Genomic DNA, 17,811 nt, shown 5'->3' with positions numbered 1-17,811 from the left:
ACCGATGGAAGTCCACGGATGCGAGTCACCGCTGGGGTGGCCCATCCCTTATGAAATCCCCCCTGCACCCTGCTGCCCACCAGCTCTCCGCGTGGATTCGGCCCTTTAGTGTAGCCATTCTGCTGCTTTGCCAAACCTACTTGGCACTGCCGCCTCGCCTAGTGGCCCAAGTGCTGACCTGGGATGCTACCCCTGGCACCCCTGGTTTGCAAAATGGCAACGGTACTTGGAACACCACGGTGGCGAACTGGCTGGACTCCACCAATGCGAACGTGCTGTGGGGTAACACGGGGCTGGAGACGGCCCAGTTCGGCAGCACCACGCCAGCGTCTGCCAATACGGTGAGCATTTCCGGCAATATGAATTTGAAGGGCATGAATTTCCTGGCGCTGGGTACCGCCACACCTGTCGCGGGCCAGCAGTATGCCCTCAATGGAGCTGTGGCCAATACGGTGCTGAACTTCGGTGATGGTGGCCTCATCCAGTTCGCAGACTTTTCCTCGGGCGGTTCCCAGTTTGTCAGTTTTGGGACGAATCTTGCCTTTCAGGGGAGCAATCTGACCCTTCAGAAAAGCGGCGGCACAGCCACCCAGTTCGTGAATTTAAACATGCTCTCCAACCCGAACCTGACGGGCATGTTAACCATCGGCAGTTACGTCTATGCAGGCATCGCCGCCCAGGCAACGATCTCGAATGTCAGCGGCATCACCATCCGCAACAATGGCACGCTGACCCTGGGCGGCACCGGCAATTACGCCATGCCCATCACGGCCTCGGGGTTTGCCAATACTTACGCGGCCATCCGGGTGACGGGAAACAATGTGACCCTTTCGGGCGGCATCACCATGACGGGGAGCACGGGCGTGCTCATGCACTCCGGCAATACAGGCATGGTCATCAGTGCCCCCATCACCGATGGCGGGTCCGGTTATGCCTTTCACCGTTTCACCCTAACCAAAAGTGATGGCACGGTGACGCTCAATGCTGCGAACACGTATGGTGGAAATACAGTGCTGGGGCGCAATAGCTCTGGCTACACAGGCGGTATGACCGTGCTGGATTACGCCGCCGCCACGGCCCCTCAGCAAGACATTCTTTACAATGGCCTCGCCGCCCCTGGCGGGCTGGATCTCCTGGGCAGCAACATCGGCAGTTCAGTCCTTATGTTGACGGGCAAGGCAGGCACCATCAATTCCCAGCGCCTGGGCAACATCAGCGTGCAGGGGTTTCGTTCCTCCATTGAGCTCACCTCCGGCGCAGGCGGTGAGATGAACCTCAGCTTTGGCACCTTGAGCCGCACCACCACAGGCACCGTCGCCTTCACCGCTCCGGCCTCGGGTGCCATCACCAGCAGCATGGCGGATACGGTTTTAGGTCCTTGGGCCACTTACAAGTCGGGTGTGGGTCTGGGTACTTGGGCGCAGGTTTCCGGGGGTGTTTTGACGAACTTTAGCGGCACCACATCGGCTGTGACCGCCACGCCTGTCACTAGCGACGCTACCTCACATCTCATGCTGAATAGCAGCTCCACCGGACCCCTGACCCAGACGGGGGCGGTGGTGAACTTAGCCACCGTTTCCATGACGGATACGCAGGTGGACCGCACCGTCCTCACGGGTGCAGGCAATACTTTACGCCTCGGCGTGGTCGGGGGTGTGCAGATCACTTCGAATGCGAAAAGCCTCACCATCGGCCAGATCGGTGTCGCCAGTTCACTTTCTGCGGGTGGTGCCAGCGCAGGCACCGGGCAGCTTTTCCTAACCAATCATTCAAATAGCTCCCTGCTCACCGTTCATTCAGGGATCACCAACAATGCCGGCGGTGGTGCTGTGACCCTCTTGGTCAATGGCTCTGCTGGGGCCACCACCATCCTCACGGGGACCAGCAGCCACACGGGTGGCACTGTGGTGGCGAGTGGGGCGCTGGAGCTGCGAAATGGGGCTGCACTGGGCACGACAGGTGGCACCATCAATGTCATCGAAGGGGGTTCCTTGCGCTTCGCCAATGGCATCACCTTCAGTCGTCCTGTGACCCTTTCTGGCGTGGGGGTCAGCACGGCCGTGGATGGCGTTCTTCGCAATGTCAGTGGCAATAATACGCTCACCGGGCTGATGACCTTGGTGGGGAATTCCACCTTCACTTCCGATGCGGGTTTGCTGACCATCCAGGCCACGACCCCTGCCACGAATGCCATCACAGGCACGGTGAATTTAAACATTGGCGGTCGTGGAGATACGGCCATCAATGGGCGCATCAACATTGCGACGGGCTTGCTGACCAAGACGGGTAATGGCAGCCTGACTCTGGGAGGGGATAACAATTTCACCGGCATTCTCACCATCAGCGCTGGGGTCCTGCGGCCCACACATGCCAATGCGCTCGGTGTCTCAGCAACCACTTTTGGTTCCACCGTCATCAGTGCTGGCGCAGCCTTGGAACTGGCAGGGGGCATCACCCTCGCGGCAGAACCCATTTCCATATCGAGCCTCGGGGTCGCGAGCAATGGTGGCATCCGCAATGTCAGCGGCAATAACACCCTCACGGGCCTCATCACCCTGGGCGGCGTCACCACCATCCGCATCCAGTCAGACAGTGGCAAACTCATCTTTGATACCGCCAGCGGGGCCGCCATCACGCAGACGGCCACCACCGCACGTGTCTTAGTCCTGGCCGGGGCAGGGAACATGGATGTGCTGGACCCCATCACCCGCACCAGCACGGGCGCACTGACGATTGTGAAGGAAGGCAACGGCACCGTGATGCTGGCCTCCTCAGTGGGCAACACCATCACCACGCTGAATGGCGGGGCTTTGCACCTGGACTTCAGCGCCGCCACCAGCCCTACCACGAATATCTTGCACAGTGGCATCGCCATCCCAAACGAACTCAACCTTAATAGCGGTACACTGCTCATCACGGGCAAGAGCGGAGCCAGCAATAGCCAAGCTTTTGGCCCAGTGGTGCCCACAGGGGTGAATACCGCGCATGGAGGCTCCAGCTACATCACGGTGGCGCAGAATGGGGCCACCCGGGTAGATCTCTCTTTTGGCAGCTTCACTCGCGGTGTCGGCGGCATCGTGGGCATCACCCGGCCCACCACTGGCAGCCTCACGACAACGGGCGGCACGGACAATGCCATCTTCACTTCCTCACTCGGTGCGCCTTACCTGTGGTCGCTGGATGCCGCTGCCGGAGATGAATGGTTAGGCTCCACGGCCCTCAGCGGCGGTGTGCGGCAGATCGTCCCCCTCTCAGCCTTGCCTTCTGGCGGTTACACGCCCACCACCGCCACCACTTTGGTGGGCAATGCAGACATTGCTGCCGGAGTGGGCACCACCACACTGGGGGCAAACACGGCCATCACCAGCCTGCGCTTTGGCCAGGCCCAGACGACCACTCTCGCGCAGGATGTCACGGGGCGTATTTTGACCGTTGGTGGCATCCTGGTTTCCAGCACTGTGGGCAACTTTACCCAGACCATTTCTACCAGCACGCTGAAGTCACCGGATGCCGGGGCGAACAACGACCTGCCCATCATTCAAAACAACACCGCCGCCCCGCTGGTCATCAATTCTGCCATCGTCAACGCCGCTGGTTTCGGCACTACTGTCACCAAAGGCGGCCTGGGCACCCTGGTCATGCGCGGGGCCAGCACCTACACGGGCAGCACGCGCGTGCATGAAGGCATCCTGCATTTCCAATCGGGGTCCATCAGCTCCAATACCGAGTTCCTCCTGGGCTCGGGTGACCGTAGTGGCAAGATCATCCTCGGCATCGGCAGCACCGCTTATAACACCACCGTGGACTGGCTCCAAGTCATGGGCACTGGCACGGACAACCGCATCGTCGGTGGAGCCAGTGTCATCTCCACGCTGATGGTGGATAACGTCACGTCTAACAACAACTTCCGCGCAGGATTCCTCGGCGGGGCTGGCGAGAACGAGAACAACCTCTCCCTGTCTGTGAATGACGTCGCCACCGTCAGCACCGCCACGGTGCCCACCACCATGTTTCTCCCTCTGGGCCCGGCGAATACTTATGCGGGCCAGACCCTCATCCGCAATGCCACGGTGGAGGCCTCGGTGCTGGCCAATCAGGGCACCGCTAGTTCTCTGGGCACAGGCACAAGCAATGGAGTCATCGAGTTGGCCAGTGGCGGCAATACCACCGTCCTTCATGTCATCGGGGCGTTGCGTTATGTGGGCAGCAGTGATGCGACCACCGATCGGCCCATTCAGATTTCCAATTCCGTCACCACCGTGCAGACGGTGCTAGCTGTGCTGGAAAACAACGGCGTCGGCAGCGTGAAGTTCACCGCCCCCTTCACCTCCACGGGCACAAACGTCACCGCCACCCGCACCCTGCGCCTGACGGGAACCAACCAAGGAGCCAATGAGATCGTCAGCATCGGAAACAACGGCAGCGTCGGCACCGTGCTGCAAAAAGCCGGGCTGGGAACGTGGACCCTCACCGGAGATAGCACCCACAGCGGCGGCACGCTGGTGGATGCTGGCACCCTTTTAGTGAGCAACCTCATCGGTAGCGGTTCCGCCACGGGCACAGGAAATGTCACGGTCGCCGCTGGAGCCACCCTGGGCGGCAGTGGCCGTATCCTCGCCGGGGCAGACCGAAACATCACCCTCACCGGGGCCACCCTCCAGATCGGCACGGAACTGCCCGGGGCCACGCCCACAGTGGCAGGTCTGCTGACTTTGCAGACGACGGGCACGGGCCTACTCACCTTGCAGACGGGCTCCATCCTGGACTTCGATCTCTTTTCGGGGGCAGGTTTGGGCGACAATACGGGTATCGCCGCTGCGGCAGACCGGGCCATCATCCTGGGCGGGCTGGACCTGACCAGCACCACGATTTTAAAAGTGGCCAATCCCACTGGCCTGACCGCCTGGGCCGCGAATGACCAATGGCGGTTATTTGACTGGACGGGGCTCACGGGACCCATCGCTGGCAGCGTGGCCCAGTTTGACCTTCCCTCACTGCCCGATGGCCTGGTGTGGAATACCTCGGATTTGTTCACCTCAGGTGTCCTCAGCATCACCCTGGTGCCGGAGCCGTCGCGGGCTATTTTTTTGGTTTTTGGTGGGCTAGCGCTGTTTACCCGCCGCCGCCGTCCCTAAATTCAGGGAGGCAAAAAGGCCGGTTTTCAGCCTGGGATCAGGGTTTCGCTGGGGAAATGGCGGTTTTCACAGCTTTCAGCCGCAATAACCTTTCTGAAAGTTCAGCCACAGATTCCATGCAGGTCGTAATTGACTCACGAAAGTCGGTGCGCCACGTAGTAAGAGTCAGATTTCAGTCCCCCCGGCGCTGCCAGCCACGCCCTGTTCATGAAAAATCCCCCCGCCAGCGCTTCCACCCCTGTTTTTCCTTTCGAACTCGTTCGTTCTGATCTCGAGATCGTCGAGAAATCCATTCGCGAACAAGCTCGGGCCTTTGATCCAGCCGTGGAAGGTTATGTCAGCTATGTCTGCCAGGCAGCGGGGAAGCGCATCCGTCCAGCCCTGGCTCTGCTGGCAGGCGGTGCCACAGGTGGCAAGTCGGCGGATCACACACGCCTTTCGGTCATTTTGGAGATGGTGCACATCGCCTCCCTGGTGCATGACGACATCATGGACGGTGCCGCCACCCGTCGCGGCCTGCCCACAGCGGCGGCCAAATGGGGCAGCGCCCTCAGCGTGCTTTTGGGCGATGCCATCTTTGCCTACTCGCTGGAGCTGGCCACCGAATTTGAAGACACCCAGGTCTGCCGCAGCATCGCCAAGGCTTCCCGTGACGTGTGCAGTGGCGAGATTTTGCAGACCCAGCGCCGTTTTGACCTGAATCTCTCTGTGCCGGATTACCTGCGCATGATCGAGATGAAAACCGCCGCGCTTTTCGCCGCTGCCGCCGGTCTCGGTGCCCGCCTCAACGGCGTGCCAGAGCAGGTGGAACAGGCCCTGCATAGCTACGGTATGAAGCTGGGCACCGTTTACCAGATCTATGATGACTGTCTGGATCTGGTGGGTGATGAAGCCAAAGTCGGCAAGACCCTGCGCACCGACCTGGTGAAGGGCAAACTGACGCTGCCGATCCTCTATCTGCTGATGGATGCTACGGATGCCCAGAAGCAGAAGCTCAACAAAATGCTTCTGAAGGGCGAGCCGATGGACACCTCCATCCTGGCTGGCATCGCCGACTATGAAGGGGCCATCGAGCGTGCGGTGAGCTTCGCCCAGAACATGCTCAACGAAGCCCGTGCTGAGCTCATCTGCCTGGCAGATTCCGACTACAAACGCGCCTTTGAAGAGATCGCCGATTACCTGCACGCGCTGCTGGATAATTGCCGCGCCTCTCTCTGAGCTGCCTTTGCACAAAGTCGCCGTTTCACCGCGTAGTAGCTGGCATGAAATGCCTGTTCGCTGTCCTCAGCCTTTGTTCCTCTGTTTGGGCACAGACATGGACTTTTGAATCTCCCCGCGCCGAGGCCACCCCGGAGCATGAGCAGGTAGAAAAAGGTGGGCGCGAAAACCACCCTGGCCTCGTCATCAAAACCGGGGCGGGGGAGCAATGGATCGGCTGCTGGACTCAGACCCTGCCTGTGCAAGGTGGCCAGCATTATCAGTTCACCGGCTGGAGAAACTTCGACTCTGTACCTGAGCCTCGCCGCAGTGTGGTGGCCCGTGTGATCTGGCAGGATGCCGCAGGCAAACAAGTCCGCTGGGAGGCGCCTGCGCCGAGTGGTTACGCCGCAGGCACTATCCCCCAGGCCGAGCCTGAGTATCCACGGGACCTCGGCAGCGCAGCGGGGGAGTGGGGCCGTTTTGAGGAAACGCTGCGGGCACCCAAGGCCGCACGGCAGGCAAAGATCGAGCTTTATCTCCAGTGGGCATCGAACGCCCGCGTGACTTTTAGCGACGTGGCTTTAATGGCCGTGCCTGCCCCCGCTCCTCGCAAGGTGCGGCTGGCCACCATCCATCTGCAACCGAAGGAGGGTAAAGAGCCTGCGGACAAGCCACCTCAATTTGCCCCGCTCATCGCTGAAGCAGCCCAAAAGAAGGCCGATCTCGTGGTGCTTCCGGAAACTCTCACCTACTACGGCACGGGCAAAAAGATGGCTGAATGCGCAGAGACTGTTCCCGGACCCAGCACGGCCTACTTTGGAAAGCTGGCCAAACAGCACAGCCTCTACATCGTTGCTGGGTTGGTCGAGCGGGAGGGGGCCACCCTCTACAACACCGCCGCCCTTATCGGCCCGGAAGGTGAACTGGTGGGCAAGTATCGCAAAGTCAGCCTGCCGCGCAGTGAGGTGGAGGCCGGCATCACCCCTGGGCGGGATTACCCCGTCTTTGATACCCGCTTTGGCAAGGTGGGCATGATGATTTGCTACGATGGCTTTTTCCCAGAAGTCGCCCGTGCCCTCACGGTGAAAGGGGCCGAGGTCATCGCTTGGCCCGTGTGGGGCTGCAATCCCCGCCTGGCCGCTGCTCGTGCCTGCGAAAACCACGTCTATGTGGTCAGCAGCACCTACACGGATGAAAGCCAACATCAGTGGATGATCTCCGGCATCTTTGATCACTACGGCGATGTCCTGGCCAAGGCGACCGAATGGGGCACGGTGGCCATCGCTGAGGTGGATCTGGATGCGCGTGCGCATTGGAATAGCCTGGGCGATTTTAAAGCCCAGATTCCCAGTCACCGCCCCAGCTTTGTGAAGGAGTGAGGCTGCATGAGCCTCACTCCGATGAAATAGCTCACAGACCCTTCTCGCCCAGCCAAGAGCTGCTTTGTGGAGGCACCTCACAGGTCAGGCCGAATTGCTTCACGGCTTTCTCCTGCAGGTGGTTCACGGCCTCTTCCACGCTGTCGGTCCAGCAGATCAGGTCCAGGTCTTCGGGGCTGATGGTGCCATTCGTCACCATGCTGTCAATGAGTGCGCGGAGCTCTCCCCAGAACTGGCTGCCCATGACCACCATGGGGAAATTGCGCACCTTTTTCGTCTGGATCAGCGTCAGGGCCTCGAACATCTCATCCAGCGTGCCAAAGCCGCCGGGCATGATGACAAACCCATAGCTGTACTTCATCAGTAGTACCTTGCGGACAAAGAAGTATTTCATCGTCACCCAGCGGTCCAGGTAGGGATTGTGGCTCTGCTCAAAGGGCAGCTCGATGTTGCAGCCCACACTGCGCCCGCCCACGTCTTTGGCCCCACGGTTGGCTGCCTCCATGATGCCAGGGCCGCCACCCGTCATGACGGTAAAGCCGATGCGGGTGATCGCTGCGCCGACCTCACGCGCCATTTGGTAATGGGGATGGTCATCCTTGAACCTGGCCGAGCCAAAGACGGTGATGCAGGGGCCCACAAAATGCAGGCCGCGAAAACCGCGCAAAAAATCGGTCACCACGGAAAAGAGCAACCGCAGTTCCGTCAGCCGTCGGTTCGGCCCCTGCAACATGGCGCGGTCCACCAAGTGACCGCAGAAAGCCTGCTGGATTTGTTTTTCGCTCGGGGCCTGAGGTGGGGGGTGGGGAAGGGGGGCGGCACTGCTGCCAGCACGACCTTCCTTGTCTTGAATGTTGGGAGTTGGCATGGTTGGAATTCCTCAGATTTGACACCGTAGATGGCCGAATGATTTAAAAATAGGTTTCTGCGGTGCTTTTTGCCAGCCTGACACAGGGCGCACATAAAGGAATTCCTCTTTGCATGGCCAAAACGGACGCGTTATCATGTGCGTCTGCCTTTCCAACCCCCTGCCAGGGCAGACAAACGTTCGCTTCCCCCCTCGCGGCACCATGCACATCAGTCAGCTCTTCAGGAGCATGGGCGACCATGCCTCCACTTTGCATTTAGGTCGAACCCTCCCAGCGGGAGTTGTGGGCCGATGGTGGTTGCCTTGCCTTTTGGTTTTTCTGGCCAGCCTTTCTGCTTCCGCCCAGGTGGTGAATGGCACCTGGAATCCGGCCCAGACGGGCACTCAAAGTTGGGCAGTTCCGGGTAACTGGACGGGCGGGGTAGCCCCCGGCCAGACCACAGGGACCACCAGTGCAGACACGGCCACCTTTGGCAGCACCACGGCGGAAACGCTGATCACCATTGATGCGGGAAGAAACCTCCGCAGCCTGACCTTCAATGGCACCAATACAGCCGGGCTATACACCCTGGGCAGTGCCGGGCCCAATGCCGGCGAAGCTCTGCGTCTGAGCAGCGGTGGTAGCTTGACGGTGTCTTCCGGGACCCTCACCACGACGACCATCAATGCCCCCCTCATCCTGGAGGCTGCCAGCGGCACCACGGCAGGCACCTACACCATCGCCAATAATGCGACGAGCGCCGATGCGGACCCTGGCACCTACAAGCTGAACATCACGGGCAACATCAGCGGTGGCACCACCACCTCGACCATCGCGCTGAACTTGAACACTACCATCGGTAACCGCAGCAACGATGCCTCCGGGAACACCGTGAGCGGCCTCATCTCCAATGGCGGTGCCCTGGGCGGACTTTCGGTTTCTGTGAATGGAGTCAACGGCGGTCAGCGCGGCGTCTGGCGTATCATCAACGATGCCAACAGTTATACCGGCAATACGGTGGTGACCAATGCCACGCTTCTCTTCTCCAGCATCGCAAATGCTGGCTCTAATAGCGCCGTTGGCGCGGGTAGCGGCTTCACTGTCGGGGCCAACTCTCATGTGAAATACACAGGTGCGGCTGCCTCGACGGATCGTACCATCACAGGCGGTGGTTCCTTTTACAATCAGGGCTCCGGGGCATTGACTCTGACTGGCAGCGTTTTGCTGCCGGGAACCCTGACCTTCCGTGGCTCCCAGAACTTCATCATCGATGGGTTGATCTCTGGCACAGGCGGTCTGAACCGCACCGACAGCGGTACGGTCTTTCTGAACAATAATGCCAACAGCTTTTTGGGGAACATCAGCATTTCCGATGGGGCGTTCCGCTTTGCCACCCTTGGCAATAAAGGGGTCAATTCGGCCATGGGCGCAGGTACCCTGATCACCCTGGGACAAAATAGCGGCACCATTGGTCGCATTGAGTTTACCGGCGCAAACGGTGGCTCCAGTGATCGCGACATCCGCCTTTCCAACGGCAACGGCACCAACAGTGGTAATGCCCGCATTGACAACACCGTGGCCGGACAGACGCTGACCCTCAGCGGTACGGTCCGCTCCACCAGCACCGATGCAGCCCATGTCTCTAGCCTTAATCTGCACGGCGTGGGCAATGGTGTGATGAGCGGCGTCATCGGCGGAACCAATACAAATGCCAGTGCCACGATCGCCCTGCAGCTCACCAAGACGGGCACCGGCACCTGGGCACTTTCTGCCGCCAATAATTATTCCCGTGGTACTCTCATCAGCGCAGGCACCCTGCTGGCTACCAATACCACTGGTTCCGCCACGGGTACGGGCAATGTCATCACCAGCGGCACCGGCACCCTGGGTGGCACGGGCATCATCAGCGGCGGCACGGGAGCCAGCATCACCATCGCCTCTGGTACCCGTCTGATGGTGGGGAATACGCATCAGTTGGCGAATAGTGTGGCAGGCAGCGCGGGTTACCTGGGCCAGGTTTCGAATCTCCGCCTGGGCGGGGCCACCAATGTCGCGATCACACTCGCGGGCACGCTTCAGTTTGATCTCTTCAGCAACGCCGGGGCTGCCACTCTGGGGCAGTCGGATCTGCTCAGCCTCACCACCCAGGCATCCACCATCACCCTTGGCGGCATCATTTCGGTGGCGGATGTTTCCGGTTCCCACCTCCCCTGGCGTAATGGGATCTGGCAGCTCATTGACTGGACGGGCATCGGCTCCGCCACCAAGACGGGGAATTTTACCTTCGACTTTGCCAATGCCGGAACTCTGCCCAGCGGCTATGGCTGGGTGACCGACAACTTCCTCACCGATGGGACCATTTCGATCAACAAAACCGCGTTCAACCACACTTGGCAGGGCGATGTCGATGGCTCCTGGGCGAACGGGGAAAATTGGGAGGTCGGCACGGTTCCCTCTCCCAGCACCGACGTCTTTTTCCAAGGCTTGGCCAGCAACTTAACGACTGCGATTGATGGGGACCGAAACGTTCGCAGCCTCTACTTCAGCGGTGAACAGAACTTCGTCGTCAATACAGGCACCGGAGGAGTGTTGTATTCCTATGGGGACACCTTGGAAGTTCTGGGCGGCACCCAGGTCTTCAATGCCCAGCTCCGTCTGGCCAATGGCACCGCTCCCGCCTACAACATCGTCAACAATGGTACTCTGACCTTCACGAACGCGATGATGTACCACCGGCTCTCCGGGAGCGCGACAACCTCCCTGGATATCATCTTCAGCGGCACGGGCAACACGACGGTGAACCACTTCCAGCGTCGCACCAATGAATACGATGTGAACATCGTCAAAAATGGTCCGGGCACCTTGACCCTGACCGGTTCTACCAGCACAGAAGCGACGACCACGGCTGGCTCCATCACAGGCACCACGACGGTGAACGCGGGCAAGCTGCGCCTGAACAATGAAGGCAATCTGGGCTCCAATCCCGCCGCTTTCAATGCCGCCCATCTCACTTTGAACGGTGGCACCCTCACGGCCTACAATTCCTTTGTCATGGATGATGCAAACCGTGGCATCACCTTTGGTCCGAACGGCGGCACGATCGAAGTGGAAGCCACCCGGACCTTGACCGTTCAGAATGCCGTCACAGGCACGGGCGATTTTGACAAGACCGGCTTCGGCACTCTGGTGCTGGGCAGTGCTTCGAATACCCACAGTGGCACGACGGAAGTGCTGGCAGGCACCCTCGATGTGGCCACGGGTGGGTTCACCGGCACCGGGGCGACCTTTGTATCTTATGGGGCGCAGTTGGTCGGCACAGGCACCGTTCAGGCTTCCAATTTCTCTTTGCTTGAGGGCGCAGGTCTCCAGGGCGGTAACATCATCACGGGTTCAACCACGGGCAATGGCACGCTCACCTTCACGCCCGCATCCGGCGTGGGGACCTATGATTTTGCCACGAGCTCCGGCATCGAACTCAGCATCACCAGCGCCACCAACCAGGGCGTGCTGGATCCCAACTTTGGTGGCAATGCCGTGGGTTCTCCCGGTTACCAAACCTACGTGCAGGGCATCACTGGCAGCGGTGATCATGACCGCCTCGTTTTCAATGGCGGCAGCGGCTCCTCGCTGACGTTCAGCGGCAACATCACGGTCAGCTCTTCTGGTTTTACCCCGGTCGCAGGCCAGATCTTCAATCTGCTGGACTGGGCGACTCTGGTCTCCACCAACTTCACCGGCTTTGATGTCGGGATGAACCGCGACGGTTCGGGCGACAATCTGGGCCAGTTCAATCTTCCAGACATCAGTGGCACGGGCTACATTTGGGATGTCAGCCAGTTCACCAGCACGGGCAGCCTTGTCATTGTCTTTATCCCCGAGCCGAGCCGTGTCCTGCTGCTCATGCTCGGTGCGATGGCCCTTTTGGGGCGTCGCCGTCGTTAAGGATAGCCTTATTTTACTGTGCCGGTTCACAGAGTCTAAACTCAATATCATGTTGGGCTAATAGTATTGACCCTGACTTAATTAAAAGAGACCACACTCCGATTGAATCTATATCTATTGGAAAGATTTTAAAAAATGGAGACCTTGAAGTTAAGTTTTCGCCTCCTGGAATTGGAATGTCTTCATATCCATGAGCTTGAATATTTCCATTTGGATTAATTGATTCAAATTTGAACTGAATTAATGAATTTTTCGTCAATTTTCCAAATTCAACTATGTAAACTAAATTGATTAATATGCTTGAAGGCAAATTATTCACTTTGTAATGAGACCAGCATCCACCAAGTACGTTTATTAAGTCTTCTTTGCGAGCTGCATCAGCTAGGAAAAAACTTGAAATTTTCAATCCTGATTCAATGTCTTTTTCTACGGCTTCCCTTCCTCGAAAATGGATGCTGCCGCCTCCTCCGCCTCCGCCTCCGTAGGTTTTACCTTTTTCACCCGACGCATTAAATTCAGTATTAGCAGGGATGTTAGTAGAACCTATTATCTGAATAACTCCTCCATTTCCTCCTGCTCCACCAAAGTGTCCACCTTCTCCTCCTGCACTGAATTTTGAATTCCGAAAATCCATGTGCGTAGAGTTGCTTTCGTATGTATTAACTGTATGAATTAATTTATGAATTAAGTCTTCTGTTAGATTGGGGAGCTGCATAGAGGTGTGAGCAGATCTTGCTTCATGATTTAATTTCATTTCTTTGAGTTTATCTGAGGTATAGATTTTCTCATTTTCAGGAGAATCTATGATCTTATGATGAGAACTACAAAGGATGATCAAATTGTCAGACCCGTGTCGCTGCTCTGGTGTTTGAGTGCCATCATAACGCGGCCCCCCAGGATTTTGAGCATGGATATGACAAACTTCTGCAAGAATAGTGTTGGTCTTAAAATCCACTACGCTAATCTTACAATCATCAAAAGCGCAACGATTCATCGATAATGCGAATAGTTTCCGAATGGTGGTTTGTGAAGGCTGTGTGGGCATGTGCTATTTGTTTTTTTTGAATGGCTTCATCCTTAGAATTGAATTTCTAATTATGGAGTAAAATGTCTAATTCTCACAAAATCATTCGTCGGCAGCATTGTCGTATGTGAATTTCGGCAATGAGCCGCGTTTAAGTCAGATGTTACGCTGTCTTTTTCTGCTCCTTGCCACTACTTCCTTCGCCGTTGCCCAGACCAATGTTCTGACCCTGGGAGTCAAGGGCGATGGACAGGCAGACGATACGGCCGCCATTCAGAAAGCCGTGCTGGAAAAAGGCAGCCTAGTTTTCCCCAAGGGCACCTACAAGCTGAGCCAGACCATTGAGGTGGATCTTTCCAAGACTGGCCTGATTGGACTGTCCAGCGACGGCACGGCCCGATTCATCATGACGGGTGCGGGCCCCGCCTTTCGCGTGACGGGCCACCATGAAGGCACGGCGGCCCCGTCTTCACTGAAGCCGGAAGTCTGGGCCCAGGAGCGTACGCCGATGATCAGCGGCTTTGAAATCTTCGGCGGCCATCCTGAGGCCGATGGCGTGGAAGTGGGGGGCACCATGCAGGTCACCTTTCATCGGTTGGTGGTCAGCAAATGCCGCCACGGCATCCGCCTGACACCGCGCAACCGCAACGTGCTCATCAGCGATTGCCATCTCTATGACAACTCCGGTATCGGCGTGTTTTTGGATAATCTGAACCTGCACCAGATCAACATCGTGGGCAGCCACATCAGCTACAACCGAGGTGGCGGTGTGGTGTCACGCGGAGGCAACGTGCGCAACCTGCACATCGGCACCTGCGACATCGAGGGCAACCACCATGCCGATTCCCCAGCCTCTGCGAATGTGGAACTGGACTCCACCGGCGGCTCCATCGGCGAAGTGGCCATCGTCGGCTGCACCCTCCAACACACAAGCAAGGCCCCCGGCTCCGCCAACATCCGTATCCTGGGGGCTGGCACCGATCCCAGCCTGGAGCGCAAGATGGGCCGTGCCCATACCCGCGAGGGCAATGTCACCATCAGCGCCAATGTCTTCAGCGACGTGCGGGTGAATATTGAGGTCAAAGAGTCCCGTGGCGTGGTCATCAGCGGCAACACTTTTTGGGAAGGTTTTGAACACGACATTATTGCGGAAAACTGCGAGCACCTCATCGTCAGCAGCAACAATTTCGACCGCAATCCGCGCTACTTGGTGAACGGCTTTCAGAACTCCGAAAACAACGGCCTGGTTTTCAAAAACTGCGCCGACAGCTCCATCACTGGTAACATCATTGCCGGGGTCATGCGCAAGCGTGCGGCTGTGGAGATCCAGGGCGGCCGCCGCCTCATGATCACCAACAACAGCATCCTGGACTGTGACAGCATTGGCCTCCTGCTGGAAGGTGTGGAGGGCAGCCTTGTCAGCGACAACATCATCCGCGATGACCGCGCTGCAGATGTGAAGTCCAAGGAACCTTCTCTGGTCGTTACGGACGGCAATGACAATCAGATCGGCTCCAATCTGCTCGGCAACGGCAAGAAGGTGCAGTAAGCGTCAGCGATTTTCTGCGGCCACGTGTTTCACCAGAGTAGGGAAGAACTCGTGAAAGTCATCCTCGAGGCCTGTGTATTCCTGCTGAAACACCCCCATCGCCGCCGCTAGATTCACGGGGCGGCGAAAGCGCAGACCGATCCGGCGCAGGGTGTCCGCCAGCCCCTCCATCTCCCCATAGTTGCCCAGCCAGTTTTCGTCCTTCATGCCGTCCAGCGGCGGATGGGCCTCAGCGGGAATGATTTCCCGATGATGGTCGAAGGAGGCGTAAACCTCGGCCGTGAAGACTGGCAGCGGCTGTGCTGAAAACGAGGCCCAGGCCCGGCTGAGAAAATGGTCATAAAACATGTCTGTCAGGATGCCGCCAAAGCGGCGGTACTCCGGTCCCAGCCGCAGAATGCTGCGCCGGACGACCGGGTGCGTATCCGTAAACGCATCAATCCGGCGATGCTGGCGGATGCCGCGCTGGTAGGCCTCCGGCAGGCATTCCAGTTTCGACTGCCGCACCAGGTCCGGCAGCACATTGCCAATGCGGAAAGCAGGGCAGGGCTCGGAAAGAAAAAGGTGGGCCAGCCAGTTCATGACAAAGTAGAGATGTTACGCCCGAATAGGGGATGTGGCCATAGAATCCCAGAAAGCTGGGTGCAAAGTGCCTCTGGCCAAACGCATCTTCCCCTTGCAGCTTTCGCGGTGAGTGCTTTGTGAACACCCGCCCAAAATGTCCACCATCCAGACATCCCTTTCCGAGATCGCTGACGCCCTGCGTCCTGCCCAGCGCATCGCCATCGCCGCGCATGTGCGGCCGGATGGGGATGCCCTCGGTTCGGTGATGGGCCTGGCGCTCAGCCTGCGGGCGATGGGTAAGACGGTTTACGCCTTGCTGGAAGATGGGGTGCCGCTGAATCTGGCCTTTCTGCCGGACACAGTGACCATCCTCACCCCTCCCTATGCGGATTTTGAGGTGGATGTCGCCCTGGCCCTGGATACGGCGACTCATGAGCGCGTGGGGGAGCACACGAAGGCCGCCCTGGCCCGTGCACCCCTGCTCATTGACATTGACCACCACCCCACCAATCCGGGCTATGGCCATCTGAACCATGTGGATGGCACCCAGCCTGCCGTGGGCCAGATCATCTATGAATTGCTGAAAGTGGGTGGTTTTCCCATCACCGATGCGGTGATGCAACATCTCTACACGGCCATCAGCACGGATACGGGCTCCTTCCAGTATTCCAGCACCAATGCCCGCACGCACCACATCGCCGGGGAAATGCTGGCTGCCGGATTGAATTCCTCCCGTCTGGCACAGTTGCTTTACCAGACCTACCCAGCCCGCCGTCTGCAACTGCTGCGGGCCATGCTCAATGAGATGGATTTCCGGGCGGAAGGCCGCATCGCCAGTTGGCAGTTCACCCGCGCCCTGATGGACGAGGTGCAGGTGCAACCGGGAGATACCGAGGGCATGATCGATACCCTGCGGATGATTGACAGTGTGGTCGCGGCCGTGATCTTCGAAGAGACGGCCGATGGCAAAATTCGCGTCAGTGCCCGGTCGAAAGACCAGCGACTGGATATCTCCGCGGTGTGCGGGCAGTTTGGCGGCGGCGGTCATCGCCTCGCTTCCGGTGCCCGTATGAAAGGCCCCATTCAAGAGGCCGCAGAAACCTTTTTGACAGCTTTAGAACATGAAGTCAGACGACTCGCTTAACGGTGTCCTCCTAGTGGACAAAGACCCGGACATGACCTCCCACGATGTGGTGGCCGTGGCCCGCCGCTGCCTGAACACCAAGAAGATCGGCCATTGCGGTACGCTTGATCCCATGGCTACAGGGATGCTCATCCTGGTCATCGGCACCGGCACGAAGCTGCAGGACCTGCTAATGAGCGAGGACAAAGAATACATCGGCAGTCTGCGCCTGGGGGCCACCACCAGCACCCAGGACCGGGAAGGGGAGGTGCTGGAGGAAAAGCCCGTGCCTGCCTTCACCGAGGAGCAGATCCGCGAGGCCTTCGACGGCTTCCGGGGCGATTTTTACCAGACGCCACCCATGGTCAGCGCCATCAAGATTGATGGGGTGCCTCTGTACAAGCTCGCGCGCCAGGGCATAGAAGTGGAGCGCAAGCCTCGCTTTGTCCGCGTCTATGACTACCAGCTCAACAATGTGGCGGTGCCGGATGTGGATTTCCGGGTGGTCTGTAGCAAGGGGTTCTACGTCCGCACCTACGCGCATGACATCGGCCAAAAGCTGGGCTGTGGGGCGCACCTCACGGCTCTCCGCCGCAGCCGTAGCGGTCACTTCAAGTTCCAGCCGGGGAATCACACCACCTTTTCCGCCCTCAAAGAAGGCCGCAGGGACGAGGTGATTTCCGCCATGATGAGCCTCTACGACGTGTCCAAACTGCGCGGAGCGTAACTTTTTTGGCCGATATAGGCCCCCGATTCAGCGGCGATGGCTTCGGTCATCGCCGCTTTTTGTTTTTAGGGAAGGGCAGGCTTCTGCAAATCCTACATTTTGTGGTTTTATAAAATTTAAGGAAACTTGATTATTAGGATCAAAAATTATTGAAATTATATTGAGTGTGGTTAGAATGCGGTGATTCTTGATCACAATGGGCACTCTCCGCGGCTTCTGGCACTTTCTGGGCGACACTTTTTCTGTTGCGCCTAAGATACTGCCCGTAAGATGGCGCTTCATTCAGGGCGGGCTGTGCGCCGCATTGATGGGGTTGGCCA

Annotated in this window: 11 protein-coding genes; 7 read left to right on the top strand and 4 right to left on the bottom strand. The window is 58.4% G+C overall.

Annotation, left to right across the window (positions count from 1 at the left end; translation table 11 throughout):
• The first annotated feature begins 50 nt into the window (after positions 1-50).
• The 3 genes from ABEB25_RS22520 to ABEB25_RS22510 all read left to right on the top strand — a co-directional run bounded on the left by ABEB25_RS22520 (position 51) and on the right by ABEB25_RS22510 (position 7,714).
• Positions 51-5,135, top strand: a complete 5,085-nt coding sequence (locus ABEB25_RS22520) for a beta strand repeat-containing protein (protein ID WP_345738706.1) — start codon at positions 51-53, stop codon at positions 5,133-5,135.
• A 207-nt stretch (positions 5,136-5,342) separates the two neighbouring features.
• A complete protein-coding gene (locus tag ABEB25_RS22515) occupies positions 5,343-6,353 on the top strand; it encodes a polyprenyl synthetase family protein (protein WP_345738705.1) in 1,011 nt (336 codons plus the stop codon).
• A gap of 44 nt (positions 6,354-6,397) precedes the next feature.
• Positions 6,398-7,714, top strand: coding sequence for a carbon-nitrogen hydrolase family protein (locus ABEB25_RS22510; RefSeq protein WP_345738704.1), 1,317 nt, complete (start codon positions 6,398-6,400; stop codon positions 7,712-7,714).
• 31 nt (positions 7,715-7,745) lie between these two features.
• Here the strand turns inward: ABEB25_RS22510 and ABEB25_RS22505 are convergent, their stop codons facing one another.
• Entirely contained in the window at positions 7,746-8,582 is an 837-nt protein-coding gene (locus ABEB25_RS22505) for an LOG family protein (protein ID WP_345738703.1), read from the bottom strand.
• Between the two features lie 298 nt (positions 8,583-8,880).
• Between ABEB25_RS22505 and ABEB25_RS22500 the strand changes: the two genes are divergently transcribed.
• Positions 8,881-12,504, top strand: coding sequence for a beta strand repeat-containing protein (locus tag ABEB25_RS22500; RefSeq protein WP_345738702.1), 3,624 nt, complete (start codon positions 8,881-8,883; stop codon positions 12,502-12,504).
• Between the two features lie 13 nt (positions 12,505-12,517).
• Here the strand turns inward: ABEB25_RS22500 and ABEB25_RS22495 are convergent, their stop codons facing one another.
• The gene (locus ABEB25_RS22495; RefSeq protein WP_345738701.1) at positions 12,518-13,549 is read right to left on the bottom strand and encodes a hypothetical protein; all 1,032 of its coding nucleotides are present in this window, start codon (positions 13,547-13,549) and stop codon (positions 12,518-12,520) included.
• Between the two features lie 139 nt (positions 13,550-13,688).
• Between ABEB25_RS22495 and ABEB25_RS22490 the strand changes: the two genes are divergently transcribed.
• A complete protein-coding gene (locus ABEB25_RS22490; RefSeq protein ID WP_345738700.1) occupies positions 13,689-15,077 on the top strand; it encodes a right-handed parallel beta-helix repeat-containing protein in 1,389 nt (462 codons plus the stop codon).
• A gap of 3 nt (positions 15,078-15,080) precedes the next feature.
• Here the strand turns inward: ABEB25_RS22490 and ABEB25_RS22485 are convergent, their stop codons facing one another.
• A complete protein-coding gene (locus ABEB25_RS22485) occupies positions 15,081-15,659 on the bottom strand; it encodes an acyl carrier protein phosphodiesterase (RefSeq protein ID WP_345738699.1) in 579 nt (192 codons plus the stop codon).
• A gap of 136 nt (positions 15,660-15,795) precedes the next feature.
• On the opposite strand from ABEB25_RS22485, the gene ABEB25_RS22480 reads away from it, so the two are divergent.
• Positions 15,796-16,785 (top strand): DHH family phosphoesterase, encoded by a 990-nt coding sequence (locus ABEB25_RS22480; RefSeq protein WP_345738698.1) that lies wholly within the window; start codon positions 15,796-15,798, stop codon positions 16,783-16,785.
• On the top strand, positions 16,763-17,491 hold the full coding sequence (gene truB, locus ABEB25_RS22475) for a tRNA pseudouridine(55) synthase TruB (RefSeq protein WP_345738697.1): 729 nt from the start codon (positions 16,763-16,765) through the stop codon (positions 17,489-17,491). Before ABEB25_RS22480 ends, truB begins: the two co-directional genes overlap by 23 nt.
• A 27-nt stretch (positions 17,492-17,518) precedes the next feature.
• Here truB and ABEB25_RS22470 read toward each other — a convergent pair whose 3' ends face one another.
• Positions 17,519-17,773, bottom strand: a complete 255-nt coding sequence (locus tag ABEB25_RS22470) for a hypothetical protein (protein ID WP_345738696.1) — start codon at positions 17,771-17,773, stop codon at positions 17,519-17,521.
• Positions 17,774-17,811: the final 38 nt, after the last annotated feature.

Source organism: Prosthecobacter algae, assembly GCF_039542385.1.
Classification (GTDB): domain Bacteria; phylum Verrucomicrobiota; class Verrucomicrobiia; order Verrucomicrobiales; family Verrucomicrobiaceae; genus Prosthecobacter; species Prosthecobacter algae.
This window is presented reverse-complemented; position numbering and strand designations above follow the sequence as displayed.